Source organism: Streptomyces sp. NPDC001709 (assembly GCF_053596375.1).
In genome coordinates this window covers 277,514-300,076 of the sequence record NZ_JBSFGB010000001.1, presented here as the reverse complement: position 1 = coordinate 300,076, position 22,563 = coordinate 277,514, and the positions used below count along the sequence as shown (strand labels likewise).

Here is a 22,563-nt window from a genome sequence, read left to right as displayed (position 1 = left end):
TGCCGAGGGGGACGAACGCATGGACGGTGGGCCGCGAGTGCCTGAGCAGCGGCGTCCCGGCTCCGTGACCGTCACGGAGCGGGAGGCGCTGCGGTTCGGCGTGCTCGGCCCGGTGCGGGCCTGGCGGGGCGAGGAGCAGCTCAGCACGGGCTCCCCCCAGCAGCGCGCCCTGCTGGCCGCCCTGCTGCTGCGCGAGGGCCGTACGGCGACGGCGGCCGAACTGATCGACGCGCTGTGGGGCCCCGAGCCCCCGTCCCAGGCGCTGGCGGCGGTGCGCACCTACGCGTCCCGGCTCCGCAAGATCCTGACCCCCGGCGTCCTGGTCAGCGAGTCCGGCGGTTACGCGGTGCGGTCGCCGGGCGAGGGCGCCCTGGACCTGGCGGTCGCGCAGGACCTCGCGGCACAGGCGGAGAAGGCACGGGCCGCCGGCGACCTGTGCCGGGCCCGGGACCTGCTGAACCGGGCACTGTCCCTCTGGGACGGCGAGGTCCTGGCCGGCGTCCCCGGCCCCTACGCCGAGACCCAGCGGGTCCGCCTTGAGGAATGGCGCCTGGGCCTCCTCGAATCCCGTCTGGACATGGACCTGGAGCAGGGCTGCCACGCGGAGGCGGTCTCGGAACTGACGGCCCTCACGGCCGCGCACCCCCTGCGGGAGCGGTTGCGCGAGCTGCTGATGCTGGCGCTGTACCGCAGCGGCCGCCAGGCGGAGGCGCTGGCGGTCTACGCGGACACCCGCCGCCTCCTGGCGGAGGAGCTGGGGGTCGATCCGCGGCCGGGGCTTCGGGACCTCCAGCAGCGGATCCTGCAGGCGGACCCGGCACTGGCGGAGCCGTCGTCCCCGGCGGCGGAGCCGTCCACGGCCCCGGTCCGCCCGGCCCAACTCCCGGCTTCCGTACCCGATTTCACGGGACGGGCCGCCTTCGTCGACGAGCTGAGCGAGGTCCTGTCCTCTGCGTCGACGGCACCGGAGTCGGCGCGGCCGACGGGGTCGGCGGGGTCGGCGCAGGCACCGGACTCGGCGGGCGGCCGGGTGATGGCGGTCTCGGCACTGGCCGGCATCGGCGGGGTCGGCAAGACGACCCTGGCGGTGCACGTGGCGCACCGGTCACGGGCGGCCTTCCCGGACGGCCAGCTGTACGTCGACCTGCAGGGCGCGGGCCCGAGACCGGCGGAACCGGAGACGGTCCTCGGCTCCTTCCTGCGCGCGCTGGGCACGGCGGACTCGGCGATCCCCGATTCCCTGGACGAACGGGCGGCCCTGTACCGCTCGGTCCTGGACGGCCGCCGGGTCCTGGTCCTGCTGGACAACGCGAAGGACGCGGCCCAGATACGCCCGCTGCTGCCGGGCACGGGCGGCTGCGCGGCCCTGGTGACGTCCCGCGTCCGCATGGTCGACCTGGCGGGCGCGCACCTCGTCGACCTGGACGTGATGTCCCCCGAAGAGGCCCTCGCCCTCTTCACGAGGATAGTGGGCGACGAACGGGTCGCGGCGGAGCGCGAGTCGGCGCTGGACGTCGTGGCGGCCTGCGGCTTCCTCCCCCTGGCGATCCGCATCGCCGCGTCCCGCCTGGCGGCCCGCCGCACCTGGACGGTCTCGGTCCTGGCGGCCAAGCTCGCGGACGAACGCCGCCGCCTGGACGAACTCCAGGCCGGCGACCTCGCGGTCAAGGCCACCTTCGAGCTGGGCTACGGCCAGCTGGAGCCGCCCCAGGCCCGAGCCTTCCGCCTGCTGGGCCTCGCGGACGGCCCGGACATCTCGCTCGCCGCCGCGGCCGCGGTCCTGGACTTGCCTTTGGAGGACACGGAAGACCTGCTGGAGTCCCTGGTGGACACGTCCCTGCTGGAGTCCGCGGCACCCGGCCGCTACCGCTTCCACGACCTGGTCCGGCTCTACGCGCGTGCGTGCGCGGAAAGGGACGAACAGCCTCCCAGCGAACGGGAGACCGCGATGTCCCGGCTGCTGGACTTCTATCTGGCGACGGCGGCACAGGTTTACGCGATGGAGCGGCCGGGGGACCGGCTGGTGGATCATCTGGAGCCGACCGAGTACCGGGGATTGAGCTTCGAGGACAGGCATGGCGCACAGGACTGGCTGTACGCGGAGGCCGTCTGCCTGCTCGCCTGTGTACGGCAGTCCGCCGATGGAAGCACGTTGCGGCGCGCGATCGATCTTCTGTGGGCGTCCGTCGACCTTGCCGAATCCGGCGCCAACTCGCGCGAGTACGAAGCGGCCGCGGCCGCGCTCAGGGCAGTCGCGCGGGCCGTCGGCGATGTGCGGGCCGAGGGCAGGGCATCGGTCGTTCTGAGCAATGCGCGGCTGTTCTCCGGGGTGTTCGATCAGGCGTACCGCGAAGCGCTGGAGGCGTTCCAGCTCGCTGAAGCAGCCCACGATCCGCTGCCCTCCTGCTGGGCGGCGAACGTGCTGGGCAGCACGGCGTTCTACCAGAACCGGCACGAGGACGCCGAAGGCTATTTCAGCCAGGCCATCGAGAAGTTCCGCAGCTGCGGTGACCTCGCGGGCACGGCGGCCGCCCTGTGCAACCTGTCACGTCTGCACCTTGCGACCGGCCGCGCCGACACAGCGGTGGTCCTCGCCCGCCAGGGAACGGACATCTACCAGGATCTCGGCCACACCCTCAGGGGAGCGAACGGGCGCTACGCCTTCGGCCTGGCCCTCGGCAAGACCGGACAGCACGAGAGCGCGGCCGAGCAGTTGGAAGGGGCCCTGCGCGTCTTCCGGGACAGCCGTCAGCGCCTGTGGGAAGGAATGACGCTGTGCCGGCTCGCGGAGGTCGACCTGGACGCGCGCAGGCCGTCGCAGGCCGCGAGCAACGCCGAGATGGCGCTCACCGTCCTTCGAGGCATCGGAGGCGAATGGCGCCGCGGCCATGTCCTCACCGTGCTGGGCCGTGCCCTGAACGGCATCGGCCACTCCGGCCGGGCCCAGGTCTGCTGGCGTGAAGCCCTGGAGATCTACGAGCGCCTGGCCGCCCCGGAGGCCGACGAGGTCCGCGAGCTCCTGACTTTGGTGGCGGCCGCCTGAACTCCTGCCGGGGCGTTCATCGTTCGTTTATCGCGCCCCGGCACTCTCCTTGTTGTCGATCCGTCGCGTCGGGGGGCAGACGGACCGCGGTGAGGGTCGCCACACCGGGGGATTAGGGTTGGGCGGCCCGAGTGGCCCGCCCGGCCACCCACGGGGGAGTGACCGGGCGGGCTCTCACGTTCCACAGTGATCCACCAGGGGAGGCACCATGAGCAACACCGACAACAACACGATTGTCCAGCCGGACAACACGCATGTCACCGACGCCCCGGCGAGCGGGAAGGTCCAGCCGCTCAACACGCACGTCACGGACGCCCCGGCGGACGAGACGGTCAAGCCGCTCAACACCCATGTCACGGACGTCGAGGCAGCCGCCGCCGACGGCACGGTGACTCCGGACAACACCCACGTGACGTCCGAACCCAGCTGAGCCACCTCCCGCACGGGGGACCGGCCGCGACGGCGCCGAGGGGGAGCCGTCGCGGCCGAGGTGTGTCCAGGGGCAGTCAGGTTCGATGAACTCCGAGCTCGCACCACACCGTCTTGCCCTCCGCCTCCTGCTCCACGCCCCAGCGCAGCGCCACCGCGTCCAGCAGGGCGAGGCCACGCCCGTCCTCGGCGTCGAGCGCGCCGGGCAGGGACACGGGTAGGGCCTGCCCGGCCGAGTCCGTGACCTCGACGCGGATGCGGTTGCCGTCCGCCCGGGCCACCCGCACACGGACCGGAGTCGCCTCCCCCACATGCCGGATCACGTTGGTGACGAGTTCGGTGACACAGAGCTGGACATCGGAGCAAGGCGCGTCCAAGTAGCGGCGCACGGTACGGCGCAGGCCCCGGAGCGCCTCCGGTACGGCGGGAAGCTCCACGTCCAGCGGCGGCCGGCTCGGTGCCGTACCGAAACTCCGCAGCACCGCTGCCAGCCTGCGTGCCGTAGCGGTGTTGCAGTTGCCGAGCGCCACCAGGCCGGCAGGAGGCTGGCACCTGCCCGCGAAGCTCGGCAGGTCCACCCGGAGGGACGGCAGGGTGATGCCGTGGACGCAGAGGGCGTCGCGCAGGTCCTCCACGCAGAGGGTGGTGTCGAAGGCGGAGTTGGCGGGGTGGGCGGAGGGGGGATTCGAGGACGACACGGGTGCGTACGCCTTCCTGTGCTCTCTGTGATGAATCAGTCACACAGTGGCGCCGACGACGGTACCTTTTGAAGAGATTTCGGCTGCGCAAGCGCAAGTGGCAAACGGCGGTGATGAGTTGTGCCCCCACGCAAAGATCCCGATGCGTCGGCGAACGTCCCCTCCTTCTACGGCGCCGAGTTGCGCTACCAACGGGAGCTGGCGGGGCTGACGTTGGAGCAGTTGGCCGAGGGAAGCTTCCGGGGCGTGCCGTTCCTGAGCCAGATCGAGCGCGGTGAGCGGCGCATGCCGATGGATCTGGCCCGGCATGTCGACAAGGTGCTGAGAACCGACGGGTTTTTCGAGCGCCGCTGTGAAGATGCGCGCCGGGCACGGCAGTCGGGGCATGCGGAGTACTTCGCGGATGTGGCGGAGTTGGAGCAGCATGCGGAGACGATCGAGGACTGGGCGCCGATGCTGGTGCCGGGGTTGCTGCAGACGGCCTCCTATACCCGCGCGATCGTACGAGCCGCCATGCCCCGGGCCTCGGACGAGGAGGTCGAGGAGAAGGTCAGCGCCCGCATGGAACGGGCCAAGCTCTTCGACTCGGACAGCCCGCCGAAGTTCTGGGCAATCCTGGACGAGTCGCTGATCCGGCGACCAGCCCTTCCCGATGTACGGATGGCGGAACTGCTGGAGCACATCGCGCAGGTGGTGAAGAGGACGCACTCCATTCTGCAGATCGTCCCGCAAACCACCGGCGTCCATCCGTTCATGATGGGCATGACCAGGTTCATGAGCTTCACGGACGCACCTCCAGTGGTGTACACCGAGTCCCTGCACAGCGGCCAACTCATCGACTATCCGGCGCTCGTGAAGCAGTACCGCGAGTCGTACGATCTGCTCAGGGCCGCCGCACTGCCGCCTGAGGCGTCCCTTGCGATCATCGAGGCTGCGGCAGAGGACTACCGAGATGGCAAGCACCGGGATTGACCTGAGTACCGTCGTGTGGCGGAAGAGCAGCTACAGCAACGGCACCGGCGGCGAGTGTGTCGAAGTCTCCAACGCACACCCCAGCGTGGTGATCCCCGTCCGCGACTCGAAGAAGGCCCAGGACGGCCCCGTACTCCTCTTCCGCCCCCTCGCCTGGACCACCTTCCTCGGCTCCCTGAAGGGCTGACCCAGCCCGGTTATCCACAGGCCAAGCGGCAAGTCGCGGACTCTGCGATCTTGCCGGGGTGGAGCGGACGGAACTAAGGGCACTGGCGGACCGGGGCGTCCTGCTCACCTCACGTGCTGTGGAGGCCGGCTGGCCCCGGCGCAGTCTCACGCGTGCGCTACGGGCAGAGGGCTGGACCCGGCTGCGGCAGGGTGCCTGGGCCGAGCCCGGGCGGGACCCGGACCTGCTCACTCACCTCCGGGCCGTGCTGCTCCGCGACCCCCGGCTGATCGTGAGCCACGGTTCAGCGGCTGCCCTCTGGCGGGTCGAGATGCTCGGGGACGGCCGCAGGAGGCCGCTGGAGTTCATCGACCCGCAGCTCACCATCCGCGGTGTGAGCGACGGCGTGCACGTACACCGGATACCGCTCAGCACGAGGGACGTGGTGGAGCGACAGGGATTACGGCTCACGACGCCCACCCGCACGCTCGCCGACCTGCTCCGGCGCGGCCCCAGGGACGAGGCGATCGTCGCCGTGGACTCGGCGCTGACGTACCGCAGGGTCGGGCGGGTCCGCCGCGCACCGCTCACCAAGCTGGACGAGATCGCCGAGGCGCTTGAGACGACCTTGCAAGGGTCGGTCCGGGCCCGGAACTGGCTGCCCCTGGCCGACCCGCTCGCCGGTTCCCCCGCCGAGACGATTGCCCGACTACGCATGTACGACGCCGACCTGCACCCCGAGAGCCAGGCCGAGTTACGCACCCCGGACGGCAGTCGCCGCGTCGTCGATTTCCTGTTCAGGGCAGCAGGGCTGGGGGTGGAGATCGAGGGCTACGCCTACCACGGAACCCGTGATGCGCACCGGAGGGACGTTGCCCGCTTCAACCAGATCCTGAGGTGTCCGGAGATCCGCACCCTCCTCCGCTACAGCGCCGAGGACGTTTTCCACCGCCCTGAGTACATGGTCGAGGAGATCCGGGCCACCCTGGCTCCCCTGACCGGCGTTTCCCAGTGACCGTGGGGCCGCCCGCTTCTTCGGCCAGTGTCGTGCTTCCGCGAGGCGAGTCAAGGGCGCTCCCGTTCCGCTGCGCTCCACTCCGCGTCGGCTTCGCCGATGGCCTCCGGCCACCCTTGACACGCCTCGCTCCAGCACGGGGAAGAAGCGAGCGAGCGACCCGGAGAGACGGGTGACCCGGCGGGGTTTGCGGTGTGGGGTCGGCTGCGTTCTGGGCCGAGGCCGACGGGCGCGGCCGCGCCTCGCCTGCACGCCGGGTGCGTTTGGCGGCTTGCGGCCGGTGGGTGGGGCGCGTCAGCGGAGTCGGGTCGGCCGGGTGAGGCCGGCGGCGAGCGGCCGGCGGGTCGGGCGCGTCAGGGGGCGGGGGCACGCCGGGCGCGTTTGGCGGCTTGCGGGAGAGGCAGGCGCGCCAGCGAGGTGGGGCAGGCCGGGGCGGGTTGGCGGCTTGCGGGAAGTGGCCGGGGCGCGCCAGCCCGGCGACGGCACGCCCGGTCGGCTCGGCGACTTGCGGCAAGTGGCCGGGGCGCGCCAGCCCGCGAACGTCGGCTTGGCGGCGCGGGATCCTGGCATCTGAGGGCCCCGAAGGTGAGGACGGCGGGGGTTGGCATCTTTGGGCACCCTCGTCCTCAGCGGACGGCGGGTCAGCTCTCCCGGGCTGGCTCCCAGGCTGGCCCAAGCCTGCCAATTGCTCGGCTTGCCGTGGCCTCTGGGGCTGGTGTGACAGAAGGGCACGCCCTTGGGGTCACATCAGCCACTCAAGTCGCCTCCTGAGGCACCCAGTTGCCTCGCCTGCCGCGCGCACCCACCCACGGCCGAGCGCCGCCAACCCGCACGCCACCCACCGCAAGCCGCCGAGCCCACCGGGCGTGTCCCCACCCCGCGCCCGCGCACCCCACCGGCCGAAAGCCGCTTAGCCCACCCGGCGTGCAGGCGAGGCGCGACCGCGCCCCCTCGGCCGACGACGCGAACGCAGCTGACCCAAGGGGCCGACGGGCCTGAGCCGGCCACTTTCCCCGGGCTGCCCGCTCGCTTCTTCCCCGTGCTGGAGCGAGGCGTGTCAAGGGTGGCCGGAGGCCATCGGCGAAGCCGACGCGGGAGTGGAGCGCAGCGGAACGGGAGCGCCCTTGACTCGCCTCGCGGAAGCACGACACTGGCCGAAGAAGCGGGCGGCCCCACGGTCACTACCCAGCGCCGGAAGTGCAATTCGCCCCCTCCCCCTCACCCCCTCCCCCGCAAAACCCCCTTCACCACCTTCCCGCTCGCGTTCCTCGGCAGTTCCGCCACGAACTCCACCGACCTCGGCACCTTGTAGTTCGCCATCTCGCGGCGGGACCAGGCGATCAGGTCGTCGGACGTAAGGGGCGAGCCCGGCACTCGTACCACGAACGCCTTGGCGACCTCGCCCAGTCGGGCGTCCGGTACGCCGATCACCGCCGCCTCCCGCACATCCGGGTGGAGGGCGAGCAGCTGCTCTATCTCCGCCGGGTAGGCGTTGAAGCCGCCGACGATGAACATGTCCTTGATGCGGTCCGTGATGCGTAGGTTGCCCAGCTCGTCCAGGACGCCCACGTCGCCCGTGTGCAGCCAGCCGTCCTCCGAGATCACCTCGGCGGTCGCGTCGGCGTCCTCGTAGTAGCCGTGCATCACGTTGAAGCCGCGAACCAGCACTTCGCCCGCCGCACCGGGCCGTACCGGCTTGCCGGTCGCGTCCACCATCTTCACCTCCGTCCCCGGGATGGCCCGGCCCGAGGTGGAGGCGATGACCGACGGGTCGTCGCCGCGCCGGCACATCGTGACGATGCCGCTCGCCTCCGAGAGGCCGTACGCGGTGAGGACCGTGTCCACGCCCAGTTCGCCGCGCAGGCGTTCCACCAGGAGCAACGGGACGACGGCGGCGCCTGTCACCACCAGTCGGAGTGCCGAGAGGTCGTGGGTGTCGCGGGACGGGTGGTCCAGCAGTGACTGGTGGAGGGTGGGTGGGCCGGGGAGGACCGAGATCCGTTCCGCCGCTATGTTCGCCAGGGCCGTGTCCACGTTGAACACCGGCTGCGGGATCATCGCCGCCCCGCGCATGAGGCACGCGATCAGCCCGGCCTTGTAGCCGAAGGTGTGGAAGAACGGGTTGATGATCAAGTAGCGGTCGCCGGCCCGCAATCCTGCCAGGTCCGCCCAGATCTCGTACGCCCGGAGGGTCTGGGCGTGTGTGATCATCGCGCCCTTGGGGCGGCCCGTCGTACCCGACGTGTAGATGATGTCCGACAGCGCCGAGCCGTCCAACTCCAGGCTCCGCGCCTCCACTTCGGCCGCCGACACCCCCTCCCCTCCCGCCAGGAAGTCCTTCCAGGTACGGAAGTCCTGGGGCGCGTCCTCCGACAGGACCACCACCTCCTCCAGTCCCGGCAATCCCGGCAGCGGGCCCGGGCCCGTCGGAACCCCCTCCCCCGCCGCCCGGCGCAGCGACGCCACGTATGACGTGCCCAGGAAGGTCCCCGTCACGAACAGCAGTCTCGCCCCGCTGCGGCGCAATACGTCCGCCGCCTCCGTGCCCTTGAAGCGGGTGTTGAGGGGGACGAGGACCGCGCCCGCCGTGACCGCGCCCAGGGCTGCCGTGATCCAGTCCAGGGAGTTGGGGGCCCAGACCGCCACCCTGTCGCCGAGTCGGACACCCCTCGCCAGGCACGCCGCCGCCGCGCGCTCCACCCTCGCGCCCAGTTCGGCGTACGTGATCCTCGTGCGGCCCTCGACCACGGCCTCGATGTCCGCGTACCGCTCGGCCGACCAGCGCACCAGCTCGGGGATCGTGTTCCACTCGCCCACAGCAGCCCTCCCGCACCTCGTAGCTGACTGTCCGTCAGATTAGCTGTAATCTGACGAGCAGTCAGGAGAGGGGGGAAGCCTTGAGAGCCTCGAGAGCCGCGACAGCCTCGACAGGGACCGGACTTAAGGACGCCACCGCCATCGTCGGGATCGGGCAGACCTCGTTCGCCAAGCACCTTGCGGAGGATGAGAAGACCCTCGCCTGCCGGGCCGTGCTCGCCGCGCTCGACGACGCGGGGATCTCGCCCGGTGAGGTCGACGCCCTCGCCTCCTACACCATGGAGGAGACCGACGAGGTCGAGCTGGCGAAGGCGGTGGGGTTCGGGGATCTGACCTTCTTCAGCAAGGTGGGGTACGGAGGTGGTGGGTCCTGTGCCACCGTCGGCCATCTCGCCGCCGCCATCGCCGCCGGGCAGGCCACCGTCGGTGTCGCCTGGCGGTCGCGGAAGCGGGGCTCCGGGCCGCGGCCCTGGACCAGCACGGCCGTGCAGTTGCCCACCCCGGCCCAGTGGACCCGGCCCTTCGGGCTGCTCCGGCCCGCCGATGAGATCGCCATGCTGGCGCGGCGGTACATGCACGAGTACGGCGCCACCCGCGACCACCTCTTCAACGTCGCCCTCGCCTGCCGCAACCGCGCCAACCAGAATCCGGCGGCCGTCATGTACGAACGGCCGCTCACCCGCGAGATGTACATGACCTCGCGCTGGATCAGCGAGCCGCTGTGCCTCTTCGACAACTGCCTGGAGACGGACGGGGCCCTCGCCTGTGTCCTGGTCTCCAGGGAACGCGCCCGGGACTGCGCCAGGAAGCCCGTGTACGTCCACTCCGCCGCCCAGGGACTGCCCGCCCAGCACCACGGCATGGTCAACTACTGGAACGACGACCCCCTCACCGGGCCCGCCTGGACCGCCGCCCGGCACCTGTGGAAGCACGCCGACTTCACGCCGGAGGACGTCGACGTGGCGCAGATCTATGACGCCTTCAGCGTGCTCATACCGCTCTCGCTGGAGGGGTACGGCTTCTGCGGGCGGGGGGAAGGCGGCGCCTTCACCGAGGGCGGGGCGCTGGAGATCGGGGGGCGGCTGCCGCTCAACACCGGCGGGGGCGGGCTCAGCGAGGCCTATGTGCATGGCTTCAACCTCATCAACGAGGGCGTGAAGCAGCTGCGCGGGACCAGCACCGCCCAGGTACCCGGCGCCGCCACCTGCCTGGTCACGGCCGGTGAGGGCGTGCCCACCTCCGCCCTCCTCCTCCGGAGCTGACGATCAGGAGCTGACGATGCTGACTCCCGTCACCGACACCGACGGCGCCCCCTTCTGGGAGTACGCCGCCCGGGGCGAACTGCGCGTCCAGGCGTGCGGCGACTGCCACGAACCCCGCTTCCCGCCCCGCCCCTGCTGCCCGCACTGCCAGTCCTTCTCGACCGAGTGGCAGCTCACCAGCGGGCGCGGACGGATCTGGTCGTACGTCGTGCCGCATCCGCCGCTGCTGCCCGACTACGCCGCGCAGGCGCCGTACAACGTGGTGGTGGTGGAGCTGGCGGACGCGCCGCGGATACGGCTGGTCGGCAATGTGGTCAGCCACGCCGGTGCGCCCCTCGACTCCCTCGATCCGGGGCGCCTCAGGGTGGGCGCCCGGGTGCATGTCGTCTTCGGCGACGGCGGGCTTCCGCAGTGGGTGCTCGCATGAGCACCGTGCGGGTCGAGGCGGACAAGGACAGCGGGGTCGCCGTCGTCACGCTGGACCGGCCGCACCGGCTCAACGCCATCGACATGGACATGGTTCACGAACTCACCGTGATCTGGCGGGCGTTGCGGTTCGACGATTCCGTGCGGGCCGTCGTGCTCACCGGGAGCGGGGAGCGGGCGTTCTGTACCGGGATCGACCGGGACGTCGTCGTACCGCAGCCCTCGTCGCCGTACATGCAGGACGATCCGCTGCTGGCCATCGGGCCCAAGGCGAACGACCTGTGGAAGCCGGTCGTGGCCGCCGTACGCGGAATGGCCTGCGGGGGTGCCTTCTATCTGCTGGGCGAGTGCGAGTTCGTCGTCGCCGATCCGACGGCCGGGTTCTTCGATCCGCACACCAGCTACGGCATGGTCAGCGCCTACGAGTCCATGCTGATGGCCGCGCGGATGCCGTACGGGGAGGCGGCCCGGATGGCACTCATGGGGAACGCCGAGCGGATCTCCGCGCGGCGGGCCCATGAGATCGGGCTCGTGTCGGAGGTCACGGAGGAGGGCGGGGCGTTGGCGGCCGCCGTGCGCTGTGCCGCCGTCATCGCCGGGTATCCGCCGGAGGGGGTGCAGGGGACCGTGCGGGGGCTGTGGGCGGCCCGGGAAGCGGCCCTGGCCCAGGCGTTCGCGCAGGCCCCGCCGCTCATCGCCCTGGGCAATCTGCCGGCCGGGCGGCAGGCGGAGCTGTTCGGGAACAGGGACCGTACCGGGCCGCGGATACGGTGAGTGACCGCATGGCGCGGAGGGCGCACCCGGGGTAGCGTCAGCCCTGGGACGGCCGCCGTCTGGAGCCCTTCCGTGACACACCGGTACGACGGCCGTCGCACTCCCTCGTCACGCCCTCACGCCGTGCGGGCCGTGCCCGTCCCCTTCTCCGCGTCCAGCGCGTACACGCACCGGTCCTTGCTGCACGCGTACACCACGCCGTCCTTGACCACCGGGGAGCCGGTGATCTCGCCGCCCGTCGCCAGCTTCCAGCGCAGCCGGCCGTCGTCGGCCTTCAGGGTGTAGAGCAGGTGGTCGGTGGAGCCGAAGTGGATACGGCCCTCCGCCACGGCCGGGGAGCCCACGACGTCCCCGCCCGCCTGGAAGCGCCACTTGGGCGTGCCGGTGACCGCGTCCAGGGTGTACAGGCCCTTGCCGCTGCCGACGTGGACGTGGCCGGCCGCCACCAGCACCGGCTCGATGGAGGAGCGGGCCTCCGTGGCGATGCGCCAGCGGTCGCGGCCGTCGGTGGCGTCGAGGGCGTAGACGGTGCCCAGGTAGTCCGCCAGGTAGATGCCGCCGCCCGTCACCGCCGGACCCGGGCTGAAGACCGGCGGGCTGAGGAAGACCGCGGGGGCCTCGAAGTGCCAGCGGACCATGCCGCTCGCCGCCTCGATGGCGAGGACCCTGGTGCCGGCGGAGACGTAGACATAGCCGTCGGGGGCCGGGGCGAGCCGCACGGGCACTCCGCCGCAGGAGGCCGCGTCGCCGACCGGGTACGACCAGCGCTCCTCGCCGGTGCGGGCCTCCAGGGCGCGCAGCCGGGCGTCCTGCCAGACGTAGACCGTGCCGTCGTGGACGAGCGGCCCGGCCTCGGGGGACTCGAAGTCGGTCTGGCAGCCGGAGATCTCCCACAGCTTCTGCCCGTTCGACGCCTCCCAGGCCTGGACGCCGCCGCCGCGGGTGCCGGTGACGACCGTGCCGTGGTCGGCCTTCAGGGAGTACACCCAGGAGTCCGTCGACAGCCGCCACAGGTCGGTGCCCTCGCGGGCGTCCAGGGCGAACAGGGTCGGGCCGTCGGAGGCGTGGATACGGCCGTCCGCCACCGCCATGGACCAGGCGACGTCCCGCGTCTTGAAGCGGCGCCGGCCGGTGGCCACGTCCAGGGCGTGCACCTCGAAGGAGGTGACGTAGACCAGGTCACCGTCGACGGAGGGGGTGCCCCAGACCTCGTTGGACATGCGGAACCGCCAGGGCCGCCAGCCGCTCGCGGTCTCCGGGGGCTGGGGCGGCACGGGCGGTACGGCAGGGCCTACGGCAGGATCTGCGCCGACGACGCCGGGGCGCGGGCGGGACCAGCTGGCGACCAGGCCCGCCTCCGGCGGCGGCGCCTTGACGGCGGCGGCGCGGGCGTCGGCGACGCGCGGGCCGGGGCCGATGGGCACCTGGGCGCCGGCCAGCCGGACCGGGCCGGTGTCGGGGGTGCCGGGAGCGGGGGCGCCGACGGGGACCGGCGGGTCGTACGAGGGCGGCGGGGGTACGGCCGCCCGGCCGCCGCTCCTGGGGCCGCCGGTCGGCGCCGGGGACGGCTTGGCGGCGGGGCGGCCGCCGCGCCGGGCCTCGATGAGACCGACGGCCTTCTCGGGCAGCCAGGCGGAGGCGGTGCCGCTGTCGTCGGAGCCGGAGCCGAAGAGATGGGGCGCCAGCTGGGCCTGGAGGTCGGCCGGGGTGGGCCGGGCGGAGGCGTCCATCTGCATGCAGACTTCGATGAGCGGGCGCAGCTCGTCGGGCAGGCCGGTGAGGTCGGGGCCCTCGCGCAGCAGCATGAAGACGGTCTCGACCGGGTTGGCGCCGTGGAAGGGCGGGTGACCGGTGGCCGCGAAGACCAGCATGGAGCCGAGGGAGAAGACATCGCTGGCGCCGGTGACGCTGCGGGAGTCCTTGGCCTGCTCCGGGGACATGTAGGCGGGGGTGCCGACGGCGACGTTGGTCATGGTCAGCCGGGTGTTCGAGACACCGGAGGCGATGCCGAAGTCGATCACCCGGGGGCCGTCCTCGACCACGAGCACGTTGGACGGCTTGAGGTCGCGGTGGACCAGCCCGGCGCCGTGGATGGACTGGAGGGCCTCCGCCACGCCCGCGGCGAGCCAGCGCACGGCCTGGGCCGGGAGCGGCCCGCAGTCGTTCACTATCTCTTCGAGGGAGGGCGCCGGGACATAGGCCGTGGCCAGCCAGGGCACGGCGGCGCGCGGGTCGGCGTCCACGACGGCCGCCGTGTAGAAGCCGGAGACCGCGCGGGCCGCCTCCACCTCACGGGTGAAGCGGACCCGGAAGAGCTGGTCCTCGGCCAGCTCGGTGCGCACCGTCTTGATCGCCACGCGCCGGCCGGACGCCGAGCGCGCGAGATAGACCAGCCCCATGCCGCCGGCGCCCAGCCGCCCCAGCACCTCGAACGGCCCGATTCGCCGCGGATCGTGCTGTGTCAGCTGATCCACCACTTGCCTGCCACCTCCCCGTACGAGCCGCGCCATCCACATATGTACGCGACCGAAGTGCAGCGTCTCACCACCGCACCGCCGTGGCGGCACGCACCCCAGATTCTTCCTGGCCGGGCCGCTGGTTGCGAACCCGGTGATGTTCGGGGTGTCTCATACCTAATCCGCCTAAACCGGACGGATCAACGCTGCAGTAGTGCGAACGACGCCCCCTGATTGTCGGTGACGACGGCCACTCGTCCGTACGACGTCTCGAAGGGTGGCGCCTGCACCCGGCCGTCCAGCCGCTGTACGGCCCCCAGAGCGCCGTCGAGATCCACCACCCGGAAATGGGTGAGGAAGTGCGGAGGCATCTCGGCCGGGAAGACGTCGGTGACCTCGGCCCGGCCGAAGTCGGGCTCGGCACCCGCGCCGAACAGGGCGTCGTGGAAGAGACCGCCGTAGAAGGTGTTGGCCGCGGCCGTGTCCCGGGTGTACAGCTGGGCCCAGACGAAGGTGCCGGGCTCGTGCCGCCGCCCGAAGCCCCGGTGCCTGCCCGCCTGCCACAGCCCGAACACCGCGCCCTCGGGATCGGCGGCGAGGGCGGCGACCCCGAGATCGCCCACCGGGAACGGGGCCATGACCACGTGCCCGCCGGCCGCGATGATCCGCCGGCCGAGGCTCTCGGCGTACGGGGTGGCGAAGGAGACCGTCCAGACGGTGGGCATCCGGCCGTCGATCTTGGGGGCCAGCGAGGCGACGGGCTCCCCCGCCAGCCGGGCCCACACCGAGGATCCGTACGCCGCCTCGAAGGTCCACCCGAAGAGCTCACCGTAGAACCGTTTGCCCGCCTCGACGTCGGCGAGCTGGGCGTCCACCCAGCAGGGCACGCCCTCCCCGTACACCTCTTCCGCCTCTTCCGCCTCTACCACTTCCCCCTCTACTACCTCTTCTGCCTCTTCCCCCTCTTGATGCGCGGATGCCCTGTTTTCGGCCATGTCGTCAAAGTAACCGGGCCGCGCGCACCCCGCAGACCAGGCGCACCACCCTCAGAGCACCCGTGCACCCCATTTGCACTCGGCCGAATCGCGCTCCGATCACCCCTCGGTAAGCTGACGGCATGACAGGACAAGTGCGTACCGTCGACGGCCGCGTGGCCGGCCGGCGTGGGCAGGCGACCCGGCAGAAGCTGCTCGACTGCCTCAGCGAGATGCTCAGCTCCTCCCCCTACCGGGACGTCAAGGTCATCGATGTCGCCCGGAAGGCGGGAACTTCACCCGCGACCTTCTACCAGTACTTCCCCGACGTCGAAGGCGCCGTCCTGGAGATCGCCGAGCAAATGGCGACCGAGGGCGCCGGGTTGACCGAACTGCTCGCAGGGCGGTCCTGGGCCGGGAAGTCGGGATGGCAGACCGCGCAGGAACTCGTGGACGGCTTCCTCGAGTTCTGGCGCAAGAACGACGCGATCCTGCGGGTCGTCGACCTCGGCGCGGCCGAGGGGGACAAACGGTTCTACAAGATCCGCATGAAGATCCTGAACTCGGTGAACAACTCCCTCGCGGAATCCATCACCGAATTGCAGGCCAAGGGCAGGGTCGACAAGGACGTGAACCCGGCGGCGGTGGCCGGCTCCCTGGTCGCGATGCTCGCGGCGGTGGCGGCACACCAGAAGGGCTTCCAGACCTGGGGCGTGAAACAGGCAGAACTCAAGCCGAACCTGGCGCTGTTGGTGCACCTGGGCGTGACGGGCAAGAAGCCGAGCAAGTAACACCCGGCTGCGCCGCACGGTACGCGCCCCTTGTTTCCCATACCCCAAGTCCTGTCTGGCAGGCGGCAGTTCACCGAGGTGAGCTGCCGCCTGCCGTGCTACGCGGGCAGTGGCCGGTCCCGCACCACGTGCTTCATGACCAGCGTCGAGGTTAGCCGCTGTACTCCGGGCAGGGTCGCCAGCCGCTCGTCGTAGAGCCGCTGGAAGGCCGCGAGGTCGGCGGTGGCGACCCGGAGCAGATAGTCGGGCTCGCCGAACAGCCGCTGGGCGTCGAGGACGTGCTCCAGCTCGCCGACCGCCCGCTCGAACTCGGCGACCGTGTCCCGGTCCTCCTGCCGCATGGACACGAAGACCAGCGCCTCGAAGTTCAGCCCGAGCGCGCCCGGGTCCACCAGCGCCCGGTAGCCCTGGATGGCGCCGGAGCGCTCCAGCTCGCGCAGCCGGCGGTGGCAGGGCGAGACGCTGAGCCGCACCCGCGCGGCCAGCTCGGTCACGGTCAGCCGCCCGTCCTGCTGCAACTCGGCAAGAATTTTCCGATCAACGGAGTCCATGAGGTAAATCTTCCCTCGAAACCCCCCTCGCCCGGCAAACTTCGGGAACACTTTCGGGCCATTCACGCCTAATGTCCCCAGCATGGACTCGGGACTGCTCTTCTCCTTCCTCGCCGTGGACCTGCTGCTGGTGTGCGTACCGGGCGCCGACTGGGCGTATGTCATCGCGACCGCTCTGCGCGGTGGCTCGGTGCCGCGCGCGGTCGCCGGCCTGGTCTCCGGTTACGCCCTGCACACGGTCCTGGCGACGGCGGGCCTCGCGGTCCTGGTGGCGGGCTCGCCGAAGCTGCTGACGGCCCTGACGGTGGCGGGAGCCGGCTATCTGCTGTGGCTGGGCTGGAGCGTCCTGCGCCGCCCGGCGATTCCGGGGGCGGGGGACACGGCGGCCGGTGAGAGGCGTCTCTTCCTGCGCGGGGCCACGATCAGCGGCCTGAACCCCAAGGGCCTGCTGCTCTACCTCTCCGTCCTCCCCCAGTTCCTCACCCTCCGCGGCACCCACCTGCCCGTACCCGCCCAGACGGCGGCCCTCGGCCTCCTCCACATGGCCTGCTGCGCGGCCGTCTACCTCACGGTCGGCACGTTGTCGCGTGCGCTGCTTTCCGCGAGGCCGGCCGCGGCCCGGGCGGTGACGCGCACGTCGGGGGCGGCGATGTTGGGGATCGGCGCGTTTTTGCTGGTGGAGCGACTGGCCACGCTTTAGCTCCGCTGGGGGTGCCGTGGCGCTTCAGGAAGTGCGCGGTGCGGGGCCGTCGAGCGTCTGCGGGACCGTCGTGGCTGGTCGCGCAGTTCCCCGCGCCCCTAGGCAGCTGCAGTCCCCTCCCTGGTAAGTGATCCCCCCGCCGAGACCGCCCCGGCTCCGCCTTCAACCCCGACGGCGTCTCGGGCAGCCTCCCCCATTCTCGGCTTTGCTCGAACGGGGGGACCCCCATCGCGGGCGAACAGCCCCAGAACTCGGGCAACCCGCACTCGGTCTCGCAGTACGACGTGGCGTGTCTGCAGGTCTCCACGCACTGAGACCGGGCTCACCGCGGGACGAGCCGGAACAGCCGGATCTCCCGCTCCACCCGCGCCTGGTAGGTGCCGTACGGCGGCCAGAACGCCAGCAGCGCCTGCCAGGCCGCGGCCCGCTCCTCCCCCGCGAGCAGCAGGGCGGTGACCGGGATGTCCCGGCCCTTCCAGCTGATCGACACGTCCGGATGGGCGAGGAGGTTATGGGTCCATGCCGGATGCCCGGTCCGCCCGAAGTTGGAGCCGACCAGGATCCAGCTCTTGCCGTCCTCCTCCGGCATACAGGCCAGCGGGGTCCGCCGGGGCAGTCCGGAGCGGGCGCCGGTGGAGGTGAGGATCACCCCGGGGAGCATCCGGGCGCTGAGCAGGAGGCGGCCCCGGGTGAGCCGGTGGACGGCCCGGTCGAGAGCCGGGACCACATGCGGGGCGACCTTCGCGAAGGCCCGGGTGGAGGAGACCCGCTGTACGAACCGCACGCCGGGCCCAGCCATCAGACGGCCACCTCGCCGCCCGCGAAGAGACCGGCGGCCTCGGCGGCCCGGTCCCGCAGCCGGTGCACGGGCCCGAACAGCAGCTCGTCCCCGGCCGCCCGCTTGAAGTACAGCTGCGCGTCGTGCTCCCAGGTGAACCCGATCCCCCCATGCAACTGGATCCCCTCGGCAGCGGCCCCCCGCAACGCCTCCAGGGCCTGAGCAAGCGCCAGCCCACCGGCCCTTTCCACAGCAGGTAGCGAACCGGACGACGACCCGCAGGCCGCCGACGGCGAGGACGCCCCACGGGGGCCACCCGCACCCGACGACGAGAGCTGCACGGGTGGTGCGGGTGGGAACGAAATCCCCGCCGAAGGCGAAGCCGAGGCGCAGGCCGCCCAAGCGGCGAAGTACGCGGCCGACCGAGCCGCCTGCACCCCCACATACACATCCGCCAACCGATGCTTCACCGCCTGGAAGGACCCGACAGCCCGCCCGAACTGCTCCCGCTGCCCCACGTACTCCACGGTCCGCTCCAGCACCCGGTCGGCCGCCCCCACGGCCTCACAGGCGAGCACGGCGGCAACCCCGTCCCCGAGCGCGGCAAGCGCGCACAGCACAGCCGTATCCCCCGCGCCCGCCACCTCCTCCTCCCCCAGCAACTCCGCCCGCACATCCCGGAGTTGCACCCGCCCCTGCGGCCGCGTCGCGTCAAGCGCCGTCTGCCGGGCCCGTACGACCCCCACCGCATCCCCCGCCACCAGGAACAGCCGGGTTCTCGGCCGCGCGAAACCCCCGGTGTGCGCGGCGACGAGCAGCAGCCCCGCACTGTGCCCGTCCAGCACCTGGTCGACCTGCCCGTACAGCCGCCAGTCACCGTCGACCCGCCGGGCCTGGACACCCCCGGCCCGCCCGCCACCGGCGCAGAACCCGCCGTTCTCGCGGGTCAGGGCGAGCGCCACGGCGAGGGCGGGCCCGGGGACGGCGAGCGCGGCGGTGAGGGCACCGGAGGCCAGCCGGGGCAGCAGCTCGGCGCACTGCGTCTCCGTCCCCAGGGCGAGGATCAGCGGCGCGGTCAGAACGGACGTGGCAAGCAGCGGGGAGGGAGCCAGCACCCGCCCGGTCTCCTCGCAGGCGAGGGCCAGTTCGGTGAGCGTGCAGCCGACACCGCCGTACCGTTCGGGCAGGGCGAGCCCCGGCAGGCCGAGCTGGTCGGCGAGGGCGGACCACAGGAGGGGGTCGTGTCCGGCCGGGCTGTCGACGGCGCTCCGCAGCTCCGCCGGCCCGCACCGCTTGTGGAGCAGCTCGCGCAGGGTGCGGCGGATCTCGTCCTGCTCGGCGGTCAGGCGCGTGTCCATGGCGGGTCCCTCATCCCTCCCGAGCCGATCTGACGGATCGTCATATTAGGCCGCCGGTCCGGGGATGCCCAGAGCCGCAACACCTGCCGCAGCCCGCAAGATCTGATGTACCGTCAGATTCATGACGGCTGGGAGCAGGAAGGTCGCCGTGGTCGGCGTGGCCCTCTCCGACTGCGGACGCGTGGCCGACGCCACCCCGTACACCCTGCACGCGCAGGCGGCCCGCCGCGCCCTCGCGGACGCGGGCCTGGACCGCACCCTGGTGGACGGCCTCGCCTCGGCGGGCCTCGGCACACTGGCCCCGGTGGAGGTGGCCGAGTATCTGGGCCTGCGCCCCACCTGGGTGGACTCCACCTCGGTCGGCGGCTCGACCTGGGAGGTCATGGCGGCGCACGCGGCGGACGCGATAGCGGCGGGCCACGCGAACGCCGTCCTCCTCGTCTACGGCTCGACGGCGCGCGCGGACATCAAGGCGGGCCGCAGGACGGGCGACCTCTCCTTCGGCGCCCGCGGCCCCCTGCAGTTCGAGGTCCCCTACGGCCACACCCTGATCGCCAAGTACGCGATGGCCGCCCGCCGCCACATGATCGAACACGGCACGACCATCGAGCAGTTGGCCGAGGTGGCGGTCCAGGCCAGGGCCAACGCGGCACTGAACCCGGAGGCGATGTTCCGCACCCCGATCACGGTCGAGGAGGTGCTGGACGGCCCGATGATCGCCGACCCCTTCACCAAGCTGCACTGCTGTCTGCGCTCGGACGGCGGCGCGGCGGTCCTGCTGGCGGCCGAGGAGTACGTACGAGAGAGCCGTTCGGCCCCCGTGTGGATCCTCGGCACCGGCGAACACGTCTCGCACGCGGCGATGTCCGAGTGGCCGGACTTCACGGTGTCCCCGGCGGCAGTGAGCGGTCGCCTCGCCTTCGAGCGGGCGGGGGTGGGGCCGGACGAGATGGACTTCGCGCAGATCTACGACGCCTTCACCTACATGACCCTGGTCACCCTGGAGGACCTGGGCTTCTGCGGGAAGGGCGAGGGCGGGGCGTTCGTGGAGAAGGGCCGGCTGCTGGTGCGGGGCGGGGAGCTGCCGGTGAACACCGACGGGGGCGGGCTGTCGGCCCAACACCCCGGTATGCGGGGATTGTTCCTGCTCGTGGAGGCGGTGCGGCAACTGCGCGGGGAGGCCGGGGAGCGGCAGGTCCGGCGGCGTGACGGAGAGCTGCCGCGCCTCGGGGTCGCCTCGGGGACGGGGGGCTGGTTCTGTTCGTCCGGGACGGTGGTACTCGGCCGGAACTGATCGGCCGGGCGGCCCGGCGGGAAGACGGCTCGTGCGGGCCGGTGTTGCCGCCGGCCACGGACGAGCCGCAGGAGGAGACCGACATGGCGTTGACCCGCGAAGAGCGAGAGGCGTTCCTGGCCGAGGCCCACGTTGCCGCGCTGGCGGTGGACGCGGGCCCGGGGCGTGCGCCGCTGGCGGTGCCGATCTGGTACTGGTACGAGCCCGGCGGGGACGTGTGGATCATGACCGGGCGGAAGTCCCGCAAGAACGATCTGATCAGCGCGGCGGGCCGGTTCACGCTGATGGTCGAGCGGGTGGAGCCGACGGTCAGGTACGTGTCGGTGGAGGGCCCGGTGGTGAGGACGGACCCGGGGACGATCGAGAAGCTGCGGGAGATCTCGGCGCGCTATCTGCCGGCCGAGAAGGTGGACGGTTACGTCGACTTCGCCTGGAAGAACCACGGGGAGCAGGTGGTGATCCATATGCGCCCGGAGCGGTGGGTGTCGTCGGATCTCGGCCAAGTGTGAACATGGGGGCATGGGAACTGATCTCCCGGCACTGCTGAGGTCGCTCCGGGTCTGGGACCCCAAGGCGACCGAGCTGCGCCCCTTCGACCCGGACACCGCCCCGCCGACCCCGCTCGCGCTGTTCACCGGCTGGTTCGCGGACGCGGTGGCGGCCGGGCAGCCGGAGCCGCACACGATGTCGCTGGCCACGGTGGACAAGGAGGGGAAGCCGGACGTACGGATCGTGATGCTGCACGGTGCCGACGCGGACGGCTGGTCCTTCGCCACGCACGTCTCCAGCCGCAAGGGCCGGGCCCTGAGCGCCCACCCGTACGCGGCCCTGGCCTTCTACTGGCCGGCGCTGGGCCGCCAGGTGCGGGTGCGCGGACCGGTGACCGCGGCACCCTCCCAGGAGAGCCAGGCCGACCTGCACGCGCGCTCCACGGGGGCGCTGGCCGCGGCGCTCACGGGCCGGCAGAGCGAGCACCTGCCGTCGCTGGACGAGCTGCGGCGGGCGTCGCAGGCAGCCTGGGACCGGGCCCGTGAGAACCCCACCGAGCCGTCCCCCACCTGGACTCTTTATCGGCTGCGCCCGGAGACGGTGGAGTTCTTCCAGGGGGACCCGGAGCGGCGGCACGTACGACTGGAGTACCGGAGCACGGAGTTCGGCTGGAGCAAGACGCTGTTGTGGCCGTGAGGGCGCTCACTGCCCGAACCCCCACTCCGCGAAGTCCGCCACCGGACGGTACCCGATCCGCTGGTACAGCCCGTTGCTCGTCGGGTTGGCGAGGTCGGTGAAGAGGAGGATCTCCGGTACGCCCGCCGCCCGCGCGGCCCGGCTCACCTCGGCCGTGGCCGCGCCCGCGTATCCGCGGCCCCGCAGCCCGGCCGGGGTGTAGACGGGAGCGATCCGTACCTGGCCGGCGATCTCCGGGGTGACGCCGGCGAGGGAGACGGGTGTGCCGTCCGCGGTCTCCCAGAGGGTGATGCCGCCCTCAGTGATACGCGCGTCGGCCCACGCCGCCGCGTCCGTGCCGACGCCGTGACCGGTGTCCGCGTCGAACCCGGCCTTCCAGCCGATCAGCAGCTCGCGGTCCCCGGTCCCGGCGATCCGCGCCCGCCCCGCGGGCCTCGGCCGCGGAACGGTCAACTCCCCCAGCCGGTACAGCCGTTTGCGCTGGCTGAGCACGGCCGTCGTGCCGGTGTGCCGCCGCCAGGCCGCCGCGAAGGCCTCCGCCGTCTCCGGCGGGCCGGAGATCCCGGACACCGGGCGGCCCAGCTCCGTGAGCCGGACGGCCAGGGCCTCGGCCTCCCGCGGGGCGAGCGCGCTGACGTGGACGGGGAAGGGTGGCGTGTGGAGCAGGGCCGCGCGGACCGTGCCGTCGTCCAGGACGCCGAAGAGCGGTGCCTCGGCGCTGTACGCGTGCAGCCCACGGCGCCGCAGCGCGTCCGTCACCGTCAACGGCACGGTGTGCAGGGCCGGCCGGGAGCGCAGGAAGCCGCCCGCACGGGAGAGGAAGTCGTCCAGGTCTTCGGTGAGATGCCAGTTCTCGGGGCGCATGCGCCCCATG

Annotated in this window: 21 protein-coding genes; 13 read left to right on the top strand and 8 right to left on the bottom strand. The window is 72.1% G+C overall.

Annotated features, from left to right (window positions below):
* The first annotated feature begins 19 nt into the window (after nt 1-19).
* The gene (locus ACWC0C_RS01540; protein ID WP_450860767.1) at nt 20-3,043 is read left to right on the top strand and encodes an AfsR/SARP family transcriptional regulator; all 3,024 of its coding nucleotides are present in this window, start codon (nt 20-22) and stop codon (nt 3,041-3,043) included.
* A 208-nt stretch (nt 3,044-3,251) separates the two neighbouring features.
* The gene (locus tag ACWC0C_RS01535; RefSeq protein ID WP_449198765.1) at nt 3,252-3,473 is read left to right on the top strand and encodes a hypothetical protein; all 222 of its coding nucleotides are present in this window, start codon (nt 3,252-3,254) and stop codon (nt 3,471-3,473) included.
* A gap of 76 nt (nt 3,474-3,549) precedes the next feature.
* Here the strand turns inward: ACWC0C_RS01535 and ACWC0C_RS01530 are convergent, their stop codons facing one another.
* Nucleotides 3,550-4,170: an ATP-binding protein gene (locus ACWC0C_RS01530; RefSeq protein WP_450860765.1), complete on the bottom strand. Its 621-nt coding sequence runs from the start codon at nt 4,168-4,170 to the stop codon at nt 3,550-3,552.
* A gap of 120 nt (nt 4,171-4,290) precedes the next feature.
* On the opposite strand from ACWC0C_RS01530, the gene ACWC0C_RS01525 reads away from it, so the two are divergent.
* Genes ACWC0C_RS01525 through ACWC0C_RS01515 form a run of 3 tightly spaced genes read left to right on the top strand, consistent with a single transcriptional unit; the run spans nt 4,291 to nt 6,323 of the window.
* Nucleotides 4,291-5,142: a helix-turn-helix domain-containing protein gene (locus ACWC0C_RS01525; RefSeq protein WP_450860763.1), complete on the top strand. Its 852-nt coding sequence runs from the start codon at nt 4,291-4,293 to the stop codon at nt 5,140-5,142.
* Nucleotides 5,123-5,329, top strand: a complete 207-nt coding sequence (locus tag ACWC0C_RS01520) for a DUF397 domain-containing protein (RefSeq protein ID WP_449198768.1) — start codon at nt 5,123-5,125, stop codon at nt 5,327-5,329. Before ACWC0C_RS01525 ends, ACWC0C_RS01520 begins: the two co-directional genes overlap by 20 nt.
* A 58-nt stretch (nt 5,330-5,387) precedes the next feature.
* Nucleotides 5,388-6,323, top strand: coding sequence for a hypothetical protein (locus ACWC0C_RS01515; RefSeq protein ID WP_450860761.1), 936 nt, complete (start codon nt 5,388-5,390; stop codon nt 6,321-6,323).
* 1,218 nt (nt 6,324-7,541) lie between these two features.
* On the opposite strand, the gene ACWC0C_RS01510 is transcribed toward ACWC0C_RS01515, so the two are convergent.
* On the bottom strand, nt 7,542-9,140 hold the full coding sequence (locus ACWC0C_RS01510; RefSeq protein WP_450860759.1) for a FadD3 family acyl-CoA ligase: 1,599 nt from the start codon (nt 9,138-9,140) through the stop codon (nt 7,542-7,544).
* Between the two features lie 80 nt (nt 9,141-9,220).
* Here ACWC0C_RS01510 and ACWC0C_RS01505 point away from each other — a divergent pair, with 80 nt between their 5' ends.
* The 3 genes from ACWC0C_RS01505 to ACWC0C_RS01495 are packed head-to-tail and all read left to right on the top strand — an operon-like array spanning nt 9,221 to nt 11,602.
* Nucleotides 9,221-10,402 carry a lipid-transfer protein gene (locus tag ACWC0C_RS01505; RefSeq protein WP_450860758.1) on the top strand — a complete coding sequence of 394 codons (1,182 nt, stop codon included), beginning with the start codon at nt 9,221-9,223 and terminating at the stop codon, nt 10,400-10,402.
* Nucleotides 10,403-10,418: 16 nt separating this feature from the next.
* Nucleotides 10,419-10,829 (top strand): Zn-ribbon domain-containing OB-fold protein, encoded by a 411-nt coding sequence (locus tag ACWC0C_RS01500; RefSeq protein ID WP_450860756.1) that lies wholly within the window; start codon nt 10,419-10,421, stop codon nt 10,827-10,829.
* A complete protein-coding gene (locus ACWC0C_RS01495) occupies nt 10,826-11,602 on the top strand; it encodes an enoyl-CoA hydratase/isomerase family protein (RefSeq protein ID WP_450860754.1) in 777 nt (258 codons plus the stop codon). The genes ACWC0C_RS01500 and ACWC0C_RS01495 overlap by 4 nt, the downstream gene beginning before the upstream one ends.
* A gap of 116 nt (nt 11,603-11,718) precedes the next feature.
* Here the strand turns inward: ACWC0C_RS01495 and ACWC0C_RS01490 are convergent, their stop codons facing one another.
* Together ACWC0C_RS01490 and ACWC0C_RS01485 are read right to left on the bottom strand one after the other, a co-directional pair.
* Nucleotides 11,719-14,079 carry an outer membrane protein assembly factor BamB family protein gene (locus ACWC0C_RS01490; RefSeq protein WP_450860753.1) on the bottom strand — a complete coding sequence of 787 codons (2,361 nt, stop codon included), beginning with the start codon at nt 14,077-14,079 and terminating at the stop codon, nt 11,719-11,721.
* A 179-nt stretch (nt 14,080-14,258) separates the two neighbouring features.
* On the bottom strand, nt 14,259-14,933 hold the full coding sequence (locus tag ACWC0C_RS01485; protein WP_450861125.1) for a VOC family protein: 675 nt from the start codon (nt 14,931-14,933) through the stop codon (nt 14,259-14,261).
* Nucleotides 14,934-15,175: 242 nt separating this feature from the next.
* Between ACWC0C_RS01485 and ACWC0C_RS01480 the strand changes: the two genes are divergently transcribed.
* Complete coding sequence (locus tag ACWC0C_RS01480) at nt 15,176-15,823, top strand: TetR family transcriptional regulator (protein ID WP_449198775.1); 648 nt, start codon at nt 15,176-15,178, stop codon at nt 15,821-15,823.
* Nucleotides 15,824-15,921: 98 nt separating this feature from the next.
* Here the strand turns inward: ACWC0C_RS01480 and ACWC0C_RS01475 are convergent, their stop codons facing one another.
* Complete coding sequence (locus ACWC0C_RS01475) at nt 15,922-16,374, bottom strand: Lrp/AsnC family transcriptional regulator (protein WP_449198776.1); 453 nt, start codon at nt 16,372-16,374, stop codon at nt 15,922-15,924.
* An 82-nt stretch (nt 16,375-16,456) separates the two neighbouring features.
* Here ACWC0C_RS01475 and ACWC0C_RS01470 point away from each other — a divergent pair, with 82 nt between their 5' ends.
* Nucleotides 16,457-17,074 carry a LysE family translocator gene (locus ACWC0C_RS01470; protein WP_450860750.1) on the top strand — a complete coding sequence of 206 codons (618 nt, stop codon included), beginning with the start codon at nt 16,457-16,459 and terminating at the stop codon, nt 17,072-17,074.
* Nucleotides 17,075-17,396: 322 nt separating this feature from the next.
* On the opposite strand, the gene ACWC0C_RS01465 is transcribed toward ACWC0C_RS01470, so the two are convergent.
* Both ACWC0C_RS01465 and ACWC0C_RS01460 read right to left on the bottom strand, forming a co-directional pair.
* Nucleotides 17,397-17,873: a nitroreductase family deazaflavin-dependent oxidoreductase gene (locus ACWC0C_RS01465; protein ID WP_450860749.1), complete on the bottom strand. Its 477-nt coding sequence runs from the start codon at nt 17,871-17,873 to the stop codon at nt 17,397-17,399.
* The gene (locus ACWC0C_RS01460; protein WP_450860747.1) at nt 17,873-19,210 is read right to left on the bottom strand and encodes an acyl-CoA dehydrogenase family protein; all 1,338 of its coding nucleotides are present in this window, start codon (nt 19,208-19,210) and stop codon (nt 17,873-17,875) included. The genes ACWC0C_RS01465 and ACWC0C_RS01460 overlap by 1 nt, the downstream gene beginning before the upstream one ends.
* A 121-nt stretch (nt 19,211-19,331) precedes the next feature.
* On the opposite strand from ACWC0C_RS01460, the gene ACWC0C_RS01455 reads away from it, so the two are divergent.
* The 3 genes from ACWC0C_RS01455 (at nt 19,332) to ACWC0C_RS01445 (ending at nt 21,689) form a co-directional block, all read left to right on the top strand.
* Nucleotides 19,332-20,504, top strand: coding sequence for a thiolase C-terminal domain-containing protein (locus tag ACWC0C_RS01455; RefSeq protein WP_449198780.1), 1,173 nt, complete (start codon nt 19,332-19,334; stop codon nt 20,502-20,504).
* An 83-nt stretch (nt 20,505-20,587) separates the two neighbouring features.
* The gene (locus ACWC0C_RS01450; protein WP_450860745.1) at nt 20,588-21,013 is read left to right on the top strand and encodes a pyridoxamine 5'-phosphate oxidase family protein; all 426 of its coding nucleotides are present in this window, start codon (nt 20,588-20,590) and stop codon (nt 21,011-21,013) included.
* 10 nt (nt 21,014-21,023) lie between these two features.
* Entirely contained in the window at nt 21,024-21,689 is a 666-nt protein-coding gene (locus tag ACWC0C_RS01445) for a pyridoxine/pyridoxamine 5'-phosphate oxidase (protein WP_450860744.1), read from the top strand.
* Between the two features lie 6 nt (nt 21,690-21,695).
* Here ACWC0C_RS01445 and ACWC0C_RS01440 read toward each other — a convergent pair whose 3' ends face one another.
* The gene (locus ACWC0C_RS01440) at nt 21,696-22,553 is read right to left on the bottom strand and encodes a GNAT family N-acetyltransferase (RefSeq protein WP_450860742.1); all 858 of its coding nucleotides are present in this window, start codon (nt 22,551-22,553) and stop codon (nt 21,696-21,698) included.
* Nucleotides 22,554-22,563: the final 10 nt, after the last annotated feature.

What these genes read in the sequence shown, in the direction of transcription:
- ACWC0C_RS01540 (WP_450860767.1), top strand. Translation starts at nt 20, where the DNA reads ATGGACGGTGGGCCGCGAGTGCCTGAGCAGCGGCGTCCCGGCTCCGTG.
- ACWC0C_RS01535 (WP_449198765.1), top strand. Translation starts at nt 3,252, where the DNA reads ATGAGCAACACCGACAACAACACGATTGTCCAGCCGGACAACACGCAT.
- ACWC0C_RS01520 (WP_449198768.1), top strand. Translation starts at nt 5,123, where the DNA reads ATGGCAAGCACCGGGATTGACCTGAGTACCGTCGTGTGGCGGAAGAGC.
- ACWC0C_RS01500 (WP_450860756.1), top strand. Translation starts at nt 10,419, where the DNA reads ATGCTGACTCCCGTCACCGACACCGACGGCGCCCCCTTCTGGGAGTAC.
- ACWC0C_RS01495 (WP_450860754.1), top strand. Translation starts at nt 10,826, where the DNA reads ATGAGCACCGTGCGGGTCGAGGCGGACAAGGACAGCGGGGTCGCCGTC.
- ACWC0C_RS01480 (WP_449198775.1), top strand. Translation starts at nt 15,176, where the DNA reads ATGACAGGACAAGTGCGTACCGTCGACGGCCGCGTGGCCGGCCGGCGT.
- ACWC0C_RS01475 (WP_449198776.1), bottom strand. Translation starts at nt 16,374, where the DNA reads ATGGACTCCGTTGATCGGAAAATTCTTGCCGAGTTGCAGCAGGACGGG.
- ACWC0C_RS01470 (WP_450860750.1), top strand. Translation starts at nt 16,457, where the DNA reads ATGGACTCGGGACTGCTCTTCTCCTTCCTCGCCGTGGACCTGCTGCTG.
- ACWC0C_RS01465 (WP_450860749.1), bottom strand. Translation starts at nt 17,873, where the DNA reads ATGGCTGGGCCCGGCGTGCGGTTCGTACAGCGGGTCTCCTCCACCCGG.
- ACWC0C_RS01460 (WP_450860747.1), bottom strand. Translation starts at nt 19,210, where the DNA reads ATGGACACGCGCCTGACCGCCGAGCAGGACGAGATCCGCCGCACCCTG.
- ACWC0C_RS01455 (WP_449198780.1), top strand. Translation starts at nt 19,332, where the DNA reads ATGACGGCTGGGAGCAGGAAGGTCGCCGTGGTCGGCGTGGCCCTCTCC.
- ACWC0C_RS01450 (WP_450860745.1), top strand. Translation starts at nt 20,588, where the DNA reads ATGGCGTTGACCCGCGAAGAGCGAGAGGCGTTCCTGGCCGAGGCCCAC.
- ACWC0C_RS01445 (WP_450860744.1), top strand. Translation starts at nt 21,024, where the DNA reads ATGGGAACTGATCTCCCGGCACTGCTGAGGTCGCTCCGGGTCTGGGAC.
- ACWC0C_RS01440 (WP_450860742.1), bottom strand. Translation starts at nt 22,553, where the DNA reads ATGCGCCCCGAGAACTGGCATCTCACCGAAGACCTGGACGACTTCCTC.